Source organism: Candidatus Anoxymicrobium japonicum, from assembly GCA_002843005.1.
GTDB lineage: Bacteria > Actinomycetota > Geothermincolia > Fen-727 > Anoxymicrobiaceae > Anoxymicrobium > Anoxymicrobium japonicum.
Genome location: PHEX01000070.1, coordinates 1 through 8,278, shown reverse-complemented (window position 1 = coordinate 8,278; position 8,278 = coordinate 1). Strand labels below are relative to the sequence as shown.

At 56.9% G+C, this 8,278-nt stretch carries 11 protein-coding genes and 3 tRNA genes; all 14 read right to left on the bottom strand.

Translation table 11 applies throughout. The features are described from left to right. A partial coding sequence (locus tag CVT63_07000) for an elongation factor Tu (GenBank protein PKQ27638.1) occupies window positions 1-67 on the bottom strand: 67 nt, incomplete at its 3' end. Window positions 68-124: 57 nt separating this feature from the next. Beyond that, window positions 125-201, bottom strand: a tRNA-Met gene (locus CVT63_06995). Between the two features lie 50 nt (window positions 202-251). After that, window positions 252-327: transfer RNA gene (locus tag CVT63_06990), tRNA-Thr, on the bottom strand. A 226-nt stretch (window positions 328-553) separates the two neighbouring features. Further along, window positions 554-638, bottom strand: a tRNA-Tyr gene (locus CVT63_06985). Window positions 639-739: 101 nt separating this feature from the next. Beyond that, window positions 740-1,069, bottom strand: a complete 330-nt coding sequence (locus tag CVT63_06980; GenBank protein ID PKQ27636.1) for a hypothetical protein — start codon at window positions 1,067-1,069, stop codon at window positions 740-742. Between the two features lie 73 nt (window positions 1,070-1,142). Continuing rightward, window positions 1,143-1,523 (bottom strand): anti-sigma F factor antagonist, encoded by a 381-nt coding sequence (locus tag CVT63_06975; protein ID PKQ27635.1) that lies wholly within the window; start codon window positions 1,521-1,523, stop codon window positions 1,143-1,145. A gap of 40 nt (window positions 1,524-1,563) precedes the next feature. Next, window positions 1,564-1,959, bottom strand: coding sequence for a hypothetical protein (locus tag CVT63_06970; GenBank protein PKQ27634.1), 396 nt, complete (start codon window positions 1,957-1,959; stop codon window positions 1,564-1,566). A gap of 36 nt (window positions 1,960-1,995) precedes the next feature. Beyond that, complete coding sequence (gene amrS, locus CVT63_06965; GenBank protein ID PKQ27637.1) at window positions 1,996-2,979, bottom strand: AmmeMemoRadiSam system radical SAM enzyme; 984 nt, start codon at window positions 2,977-2,979, stop codon at window positions 1,996-1,998. Between the two features lie 120 nt (window positions 2,980-3,099). Further along, a complete protein-coding gene (locus CVT63_06960) occupies window positions 3,100-4,050 on the bottom strand; it encodes a hypothetical protein (protein ID PKQ27633.1) in 951 nt (316 codons plus the stop codon). Window positions 4,051-4,099: 49 nt separating this feature from the next. Beyond that, on the bottom strand, window positions 4,100-5,014 hold the full coding sequence (locus CVT63_06955) for a 4-hydroxy-tetrahydrodipicolinate synthase (GenBank protein PKQ27632.1): 915 nt from the start codon (window positions 5,012-5,014) through the stop codon (window positions 4,100-4,102). Between the two features lie 44 nt (window positions 5,015-5,058). After that, window positions 5,059-5,943 carry a 3-hydroxybutyryl-CoA dehydrogenase gene (locus CVT63_06950; GenBank protein PKQ27631.1) on the bottom strand — a complete coding sequence of 295 codons (885 nt, stop codon included), beginning with the start codon at window positions 5,941-5,943 and terminating at the stop codon, window positions 5,059-5,061. 55 nt (window positions 5,944-5,998) lie between these two features. Then, window positions 5,999-6,475, bottom strand: coding sequence for a hypothetical protein (locus tag CVT63_06945; GenBank protein ID PKQ27630.1), 477 nt, complete (start codon window positions 6,473-6,475; stop codon window positions 5,999-6,001). Continuing rightward, window positions 6,472-7,605 carry an undecaprenyl-phosphate alpha-N-acetylglucosaminyl 1-phosphate transferase gene (locus CVT63_06940; GenBank protein ID PKQ27629.1) on the bottom strand — a complete coding sequence of 378 codons (1,134 nt, stop codon included), beginning with the start codon at window positions 7,603-7,605 and terminating at the stop codon, window positions 6,472-6,474. Before CVT63_06940 ends, CVT63_06945 begins: the two co-directional genes overlap by 4 nt. Before the next feature lies 1 nt (window position 7,606). Further along, on the bottom strand, window positions 7,607-8,068 hold the full coding sequence (locus tag CVT63_06935) for a cytidine deaminase (GenBank protein ID PKQ27628.1): 462 nt from the start codon (window positions 8,066-8,068) through the stop codon (window positions 7,607-7,609). Between the last annotated feature and the right edge of the window lie 210 nt (window positions 8,069-8,278).

Below are 8,278 nucleotides of genomic sequence, written 5' to 3'. Positions count from 1 at the left end.
GATCCACATGCCCTATGGTGCCGACGTTCACGTGCGGCTTGGTTCTCTCAAACTTTTCCTTGGCCATGGCGCCTCCTTCCTTCCTTACTGTCCTTTGGCCGACAACGGCTCTGCCTCCCAAAGCTGGTAGCGGTGACTGGACTCGAACCAGTGACCTCACGGGTATGAACCGTGCGCTCTTACCAACTGAGCTACACCGCCTGCGTATTCCCACTAATAAAATAAACCCCTGCTGTGGGGAACGCAACGCGTGGAGCCCGGTGTCAGATTCGAACTGACGACCTCGTGCTTACCATGCACGTGCTCTACCGACTGAGCTAACCGGGCTCAACCGTTTATTAGGCCGTGGCTCGGATACCCGCGCCACGGCTCCATAACAGGTTAACAGATTCGCTCCACGTTCTCAAATACGCAACATAGGGGTCAGGCCCCTGTGTTGCGTTTTCCAAAACATCTTAGCCGGTGGTGGGGGCTGCGCCAACGAAATCTTGCAGCCTGTCCGCCTTAAGGCCAGACATGCGCACACAAACAATCTGCCCGTTAAACATCTCGCTGGTGGGGGAGGCAGGATTTGAACCTGCGTAGGCTACGCCAACGGATTTACAGTCCGCCCCCTTTAACCACTCGGGCACTCCCCCGTCGAACTGAGAAAATGATAGCAGAAGGTAAGGATCGGGTCTAATATTTTTTGGTTCTCACAAGAATCCGTAGGTGACCGACTAGCATCCAAAGTTAAATGCTATGGAAGAGAACGTTTCTTTTGCATGTGGACCACGGTGCCCTCACTATCGCTCGTGATCCGGACGCTGTCCATGAGTCCACGGATGAGCTTGATGCCGCGCCCGTGCAGAGACATGGGAGTGGCGTGATCTTTCTCGAGAATCGTGACGTCGAAACCTGAGCCCTGGTCTATCACGTCAATAGTGAAGTTCTCCCCGGCAACCGTACACTCGAAATGCATGTTGTTATCCGCGGGGTGGGCATATTGAATTATGTTCTTGAGGGCTTCCTGCGCGGCAAGGGCAATATCCTGGGCCTCCGCTCCGAACCCGTGTTCAGACGCGAACATCACGATCTTGTGGCGCGCTCTTGCAAGTGATTTCTTGCTGCAGGGAAGATCTACTACCAGCCGCCTGGCGCTATCAGGTGAGGTCTGAGAAAAACTCTTCGTCAACGTATCCGCCTGTCACACCAACATCCTGCAGAGCCTGACCGAGGTTTGAAAAGACGCGAAAAACTTTGTCCAGGTTAACCAGGCTCAGAATCTTGAGTACCCGTGGGTTGTCAATAACGTACGCGAGTTCGCCATCGACCGCCTTGACCTTCTGGTATGTTTCTATCAAGCTGCCGAGGCCGCTCGAATCGATGAAAGTTACACGGGTCAAGTCGAGGATCAAGTCTCGAGCGCGCTCACCCTCGAGCTTGAGGACAACCTTCCTGAACAACGGAATCGTATATACGTCGAGCTCTCCGACCGGGGCAACTACGTGGTACCCCTCTTTTTCCTCTACTTCTATTTCCAACTCTTTCTACTTTCTTGCATGTCAGCGCGCGACGCGTGGACTATTTGTTCGCGGCCACCTTTACCGCGAGAGCAACAGCGATGACAGTGACCACGGCCCAGATCAGCTTGTGTTTCTTTTTGTCGGTTTTCTTCTTCGCCGCGCCAGACATCTTCTTCTTGCGCCCGCGGCCGGGGGCGGCCTCCTTATTCTCTTTCGAAATCTCGAGCGGCGCATCGACGCTCTCGCCAACGAGCCTGTTCATCTTGCGCTCGTTTTTTTTGCGCGCGCGGGCGAGTTTACGTCTCTTGAGTATCCTGCGGCCAATGTATCTCATGAGGATCATGAGGAAACAGGCGACCATGCGCACGGCAATCTTTTTGGCGTCTTTTTTGGAATCTTGCTTACACGGATCATCAGGCTGCTCTTTTGCGCTATCACATAGACACGTCTTCATCAAAGCCTCCTTCCAGTCACGGGTGGAATACCAGGACTATACTACAAACGGTAAATCGTTACCACACCACGCGCACTTGTTCCCGTGGAGACCCGTGACGCGCGTCAAATACCCGTCTCGCTCGACGACATTCTTGCCACAGGCGGAGCAACGGCTATCGCCCGTGCCACGGGCGCGCGCGTTTCCGAGGTACACGAAGTCGAGTTTTCGCCCGGCAAGGTCAAACGCCCTCTGAAGCGTTTCCAACGGCGTTGCCTCTACGGTCATCTTGTAGCAGGGATGATAAGCGGAGAAGTGCAGTGGTGTGTCGCGGCCCAACTCGGCGACAAAATCGACAATCTCCTCGATCTGCTCGTCGGAGTCGTTCAGCGTAGGTATAAGGAGGTTCGTTATCTCGATGTGGCAATCTCGTCTTACGCGGCGAACGGTCTCGAGAACCGGCTCAAGCTTCGACTTGCAAATATCGTGGTAGAACTCAGGATCCATCGACTTGACGTCTATGTTCATCGCGTCGACGAAGGGCAGTAACTCCTCGAGCGGTTCCAGGTTGATCAATCCGTTGGTGACAAGAACGTTCTTGAGGCCGCGGTCGTGAACTCTCGCCGCGCACTCGAGGACAAACTCGAACCATATAGACGGCTCGTTGTAAGTGTAAGCGACACCGATTGATCCGCCGCGCGCGGCCATGCCCGCGACCTCATCCGCGGTTATGCAGGTGCCGGGGGAGTCCGTCTCTATCATCTCCCAGTTCTGACAGAAGTCGCAGCGCTGGTTGCACCCCCTCGTGCCTATCGAAAAGATAGAACTCCCCGGGTAGAAATGATACAGGGGCTTCTTTTCAATGGGGTCAAGGTTGACAGCGAGCACGCGCTCATAGATATCGGAGTAGAGCGTACCATCGACATTCGAGCGCACGCGGCAGAAACCTCTCTTGCCGGGAGTGATCACGCACTCGCGGGGGCACAGATGGCAACGCGCGTTCCCGTTACCGATCTTCTCGTAGTAAGCCGCCTCTTTCACTTTGGCTCTTCCCCTCTTCCAGGCGTCAATCACTCATCCACTTTTCTCATCCACCTCGCTCACCAGGGGAGAACCCCCCTGACCCCCCTTATCAGGGGGGAATCCACCTGGCGCCACTTGTCAGGGGGGGGTGTTTGAAACAAAGGCGAAGTGGATTCCCTCCGCCTTTAGCGTTTGAATCATCTCGCCGACGACGGCAGCCGTGTTCGGGCGATGCCAGTGGCAGATGCCTATCGCGCATCCGTTCTGCCGGGCGAGATTCGCGAGGTTGCGCATCGCGCCACGGATGTACTCCGGCTCGTTCTGGTGATCAATGAAGACCTCGTTCTCCCTCCTGGGCAAGCCAAGAGCGAGGCAGGCCTGCGAGACTTTACTGTCGGCCGAACTGCTACTGTCCACCACAAAGAGACCCTTCGACTTCGCCCATTCGACCTCAAAAGTCATCAAGTCCAACTGATCGCAGCCACGCCCGCCCTGGTGATTGTTCATGCCAGTCGCGTGGGGCACGGTCGCGAAGTTGGAGTCGAGCGTAGCGAATACTGTCGCCCGATCCATTCCTGTCGCGAGCTGCCCTGTGCCGGAAAATGAGTTCGGCGGCGCGTTGTCTGTCGGCACGTGCATCATGATCACGTAGCCGCTCATGTAAAGTTGCTCGGCCAGTTGCGCGGAAAGTGGCGGGGCTGGCAGAACGGCAAAGCTAAGTGGCGCGTCAATCGCGATCCACAAAGGCAGTTTGTCCACACCATTGCCTACATCGTCAACGACGATAGCGACCGCGGGGGGAGTGGCGTCCGACTTCTTCTCGACGTGGATCGGGGCGGCGGGAGCGGTCGATTCTCGCTTGTTCCTGTTGTGCCTGCCCGTTGCCACGCGAGCGTCGCTGGTTTTCGCCACCGCTTTCTTCGATGTCTTTTTAGTGGCGTAAAACACGCCTTTGAAAGGGCCCCAGGGGCTGATGATGAACGCCACTATGACAAGGGCGACAGCGATTCCGATAGCGATGGCGCGGCGATGGCGCGGCGCCACTTCATCGTCTATCTCGGGATCATGAATATTGCTGGCATCGTCCATTCGGCTTACTTCAAAGACCTCTCACGAAACGGCGCGGCTTGTCCAGCGATCAAAGCAACTTCAACCCGTGGAGGACACCCGCCATGTCTTCCCTGCACGCGGGGGACACTGGTAGCAGTGGAAGCCTCATCTCGTCGGAATCGATGATTCCCATTAACTTCATCGCGGCTTTCGCCAGCGCGGGGTTTGGCTCCTTGAACATCATCCTCACCAGTGGCAGCATGCGATAGTGCAAACGGCGGGCCTCGACAATGTCGCCGCTCTTGACGGCGTCGATGATGGCCGTAAACTCACCCGGCAGCACGTGCGCGCTGGCCATGACGCCGCCGTGTCCGCCCAGACAGCATATCGGGAAGAGCAGGTGGTCCTCTCCGGACAGAACGCTGAAGTTTTCTGTTCTGGTTATGATATTCATAACCTGGTCGATATCCCCGGACGCGTCCTTGATCCCCGCTATATTGGGGATTCTCGATAGCTCGACAATAGTGCCGACCTCCATATTTCGACCGGTTCGCATCGGTATGTTATAGAGAACAACAGGGCGATTCGTCCTCTCGGACACAGCCCGGAAGTGCTCAAGGATGCCTTCCTGGTTTGGGCGATTGTAGTAGGGACACACAACCAGATAACCCTGCAGATCGATCTCCTCCGCCCGCTCCAGGATGCTCAACGTCTCGCGCGTGTCATTGGTGCCGATGCCCGCCATGATCGGGACGCGTCCGGCGGCCTGCTCAACCGTTATCCGTATCACGTCGATGTGCTCTTCATGCGACAGCGTAGTGCTCTCGCCGGTAGTGCCGCATGGCGTGAGGCCGTTCACCCCACCCTCGATGAGATAATCGATTAGCCCGCGCAAACTGGCTACGTCGACGGCGCCATCTTTGAACGGGGTTATATTTGGAACGTATACGCCCTCGAATTTCACATTACTCACTTCGCGCTCCTCCTCGAGTCCTGATTCCAAACACGTTCAACCGTTGTTCCTTGCCGAGTGTCCGCAGGTGAAACCTAAAGCTTCCAGTAAGCCTCCTGCTGGCCGGAGTTGTAATCGTAGAAACCTTTCTTTGTCTTGCGGCCCAGCAAGCCCGCCGCGGCCATGCGCTGCAGCAGTTCCGGTGGCCAGTAGCGCTCATCCTTTGTCTCGTTGTAGATAGATTTCATCGCGTTCATGAGAACGTCTATCCCGGTGAGATCCGCGGTCTCGCACGGTCCCATCGCGTGACCGAAGCCGAGCCTCATTGTCTTGTCCACGTCCTGTGGAGTCGCGACCCCCGCCGCCACAAGACTGACGGCTACCGACGACATCGCGAGTCCAACGCGATTCGCCACAAAGCCCGCGACGTCCTTGTTGACGACAACAGTCTCTTTGCCAATCGACTTCGCGAACTCCTCGCACGCGCCAAGAGCGGCATCGGAAGTCTCGAGGCCGCGAACGAGCTCGCAGAGGCGCATCATCGGAACCGGGCTGAAGAAATGCGTGCCGACAACCAGCTCTGGCCTGGAGGTGGCCGAGGCGATGCTTGTGATGGATATCGCGGACGTGTTGGACGCGAGGACGCACTCGGGCTTGCAGATTTCATCAAGCGCCTTGAAAATCTCCTGCTTGAGCTCCAGCTTCTCGAAGACGGCCTCTATCACGAGATCGGCGTCAGCGGCGTCGGCCAGTTCCGTAGTGGTCTTGATGTTGGAAATGGCCGCTTTGGCCTGCTCTTCCGTTATCTTGCCCTTGCTCGCGAACTTGCCAACAGACCATTCGATTGTCTTGACAGACTTCTCGAGAATCTCATCGGTCATGTCACGCATTGTGACCTCATAACCGGCGGTCGCCGCGACCTGTGTGATACCTCCACCCATCAGTCCCGCTCCAACCACAAATACCTTTTTGATAGCCATCTTCAGTCCCCCCTTATAGGCGTTTTCACGAACAAAAGTTTATCACAACCGTCTTCTATTCCTTTAAGCCGGTTTCATGTCGCTCTTTCTTGAACATGGCGCCAAAGATGCGCCAGGCAAGAACCGTTTCAAGAATGGTATACGCAAGAAAAAGCGCCAGGAAGCAGAAGATAAGCGCATAACCGTTCAGCGCCGGGATGCGGGAAAGCCCGTACAGAGCGGCGCCAACAGCAATCAACCTGCCCCACATCGTCGCCATCAAGATGACCAGCATGACACTCATGGGCTTTGAGAGCGCCCACTTCAAACACGCGATAGCCACAATGGTGTACAGCGACGCCACTGTGCCACCAACGAACGCGCCGGTAAATCCGCGCCACCCAGCGAACACAGCCGAGATGATGAGGCAAACCGGGATTACGCCCCCGCCGGCTACTGACAGAGATTGTGCCAGTGATTTGCTGTATCTGTCGTACAGCTCATCGACCTGGATTTCGCTTTTCCATTCAATAACGTCATTCGCCTGGTTCACTTTGTTCCTCCTGTGCGTCCAGGGCCGCGTCGCGCCCCGCGTCTCGGGCCCTTCGCTTCTGAGGTTGCGCGATGCTTTCCTCCCGTGCCGTTCCCCCTCACGATTCGCGGTATCGCGGTCAGGGCGAACACACCGACCACGAGCCCCAGTGCGATCCACATCATCTTGTTGTTGGTCATGAACTTCAGCGCGAGGCTGGTTCCGCAAAGAAGGGCCGTCCAGAAGTAGAGAAGAAGCACCGCCTGCCGCTGGCTGTGGCCCATGTTCAGCAACTTGTGATGGATATGCTCCTTGTCGGCGTGCGTGATCGGCTTTCCCTTTCTAAAACGCCTCATAATAGCCATGCCCGTGTCGGCAATCGGCAACGCGAGCGCCACCACCGGTATTATCAAAGCCACGGCGGCGATACTCTTGAGCACGCCCTGAATAGTGACGGCGCCCAGCATATAGCCCAGGAGCATGCTGCCGGAGTCCCCCATGAACACGTTCGCCGGGTTGAAGTTATAACGGAGAAAACCCAACGTCGCGCCCGCCAACAATATCGAGATGAGCGCGGCATCCACAAATGTGGCGCCCACTCCTGTTTGCGTCACGTAGTAGAACATCGAAAATGAAATAATGCAGGTAATCCCGGCGGCCAGGCCGTCAAGGCCATCGATCAGGTTTATGATGTTAATGAACGCGACAACCCATATGAGCGAGATGATCACTGACAACTCCGGTGACAACGAAAACACGGCTACCCCGGGAATGTTGATGTTCTGGATTTGCACACCCATGATGACGAGTACCCCGGCGCCGAGAATCTGGCCGAACAGCTTCGACAGCGGCGAGAGCCCGCGGATGTCGTCTATCGCTCCGAAAATCACTATGACGGTCGCCCCAAGCAGAATGCCCGCGAGATCCCCACGCAATACCCTGCTGTATCCGAATATCAGATAGACGGCCGCGCCGATCATCATGCTCGAGTAGATAGCTATACCGCCGAGAGTAGGCGTTTCTGTTTCGTGAACCTTGCGATCCTCGGGAACATCGACGGCGCCAAGGCGCGCGGCCAGCCGGCGAACCAGAGGGGTGAGGGCCAGCACACTAATGAGCGTTGACGCGAAGGCAATAAAATACAGTCTCATGTCAACTGCCGCTCTCCCGCGCCAGATCCATTTTCTCCACGGCGATCCCGGCCTCCTTCAGCAGCTTGCCCGCAAGCAGATCCGGGTAAGGCTCGAGGTAGTATATCGCCTGGAGTCCAGCGTTGATGAGCATTTTGGTGCAGAGCACGCACGGCTGGTGCGTGCAGTAGATCACGCCTCCGTCAATCGATACGCCGTGGAGCGCGGCCTGTAGTATCGCGTTCTGCTCCGCGTGCAGGCCACGGCACAGCTCGTGGGTCGTGCCCGATTTGGCGCCTGACTCATTGCGCAGGCAACCGGTATCGAGACAGTGGGCGATCCCCTTTGGAGCGCCATTGTAGCCCGTGGCGAGGATACGCTTGTCCTTTACTATAATCGCTCCAACCTCCCTGCGAAGGCAGGTCGCTCGACCCGCTACCACCCTTGCTATGCTCAAAAAGTACTGATCCCAGGTCGGTCTCATTCAAGTCCTCTCTGTTTGTTCGATAACACGTATGCTGCGGCGCGTTTGAGGGCGACCTGACAAGGCCGCCAGACGGAACCGCGCCTTTAGAGACGCGGCTCAAGAGCTCCCTCTCCCCCTGCGGGAGAGGGTTTCCTCTGCGCCCCCTCGCCCCGGGGTCACCGCGGGCGAAGCGCGTGGGGTGGGAGAGGGTTGGGGCAGAACCCCCCT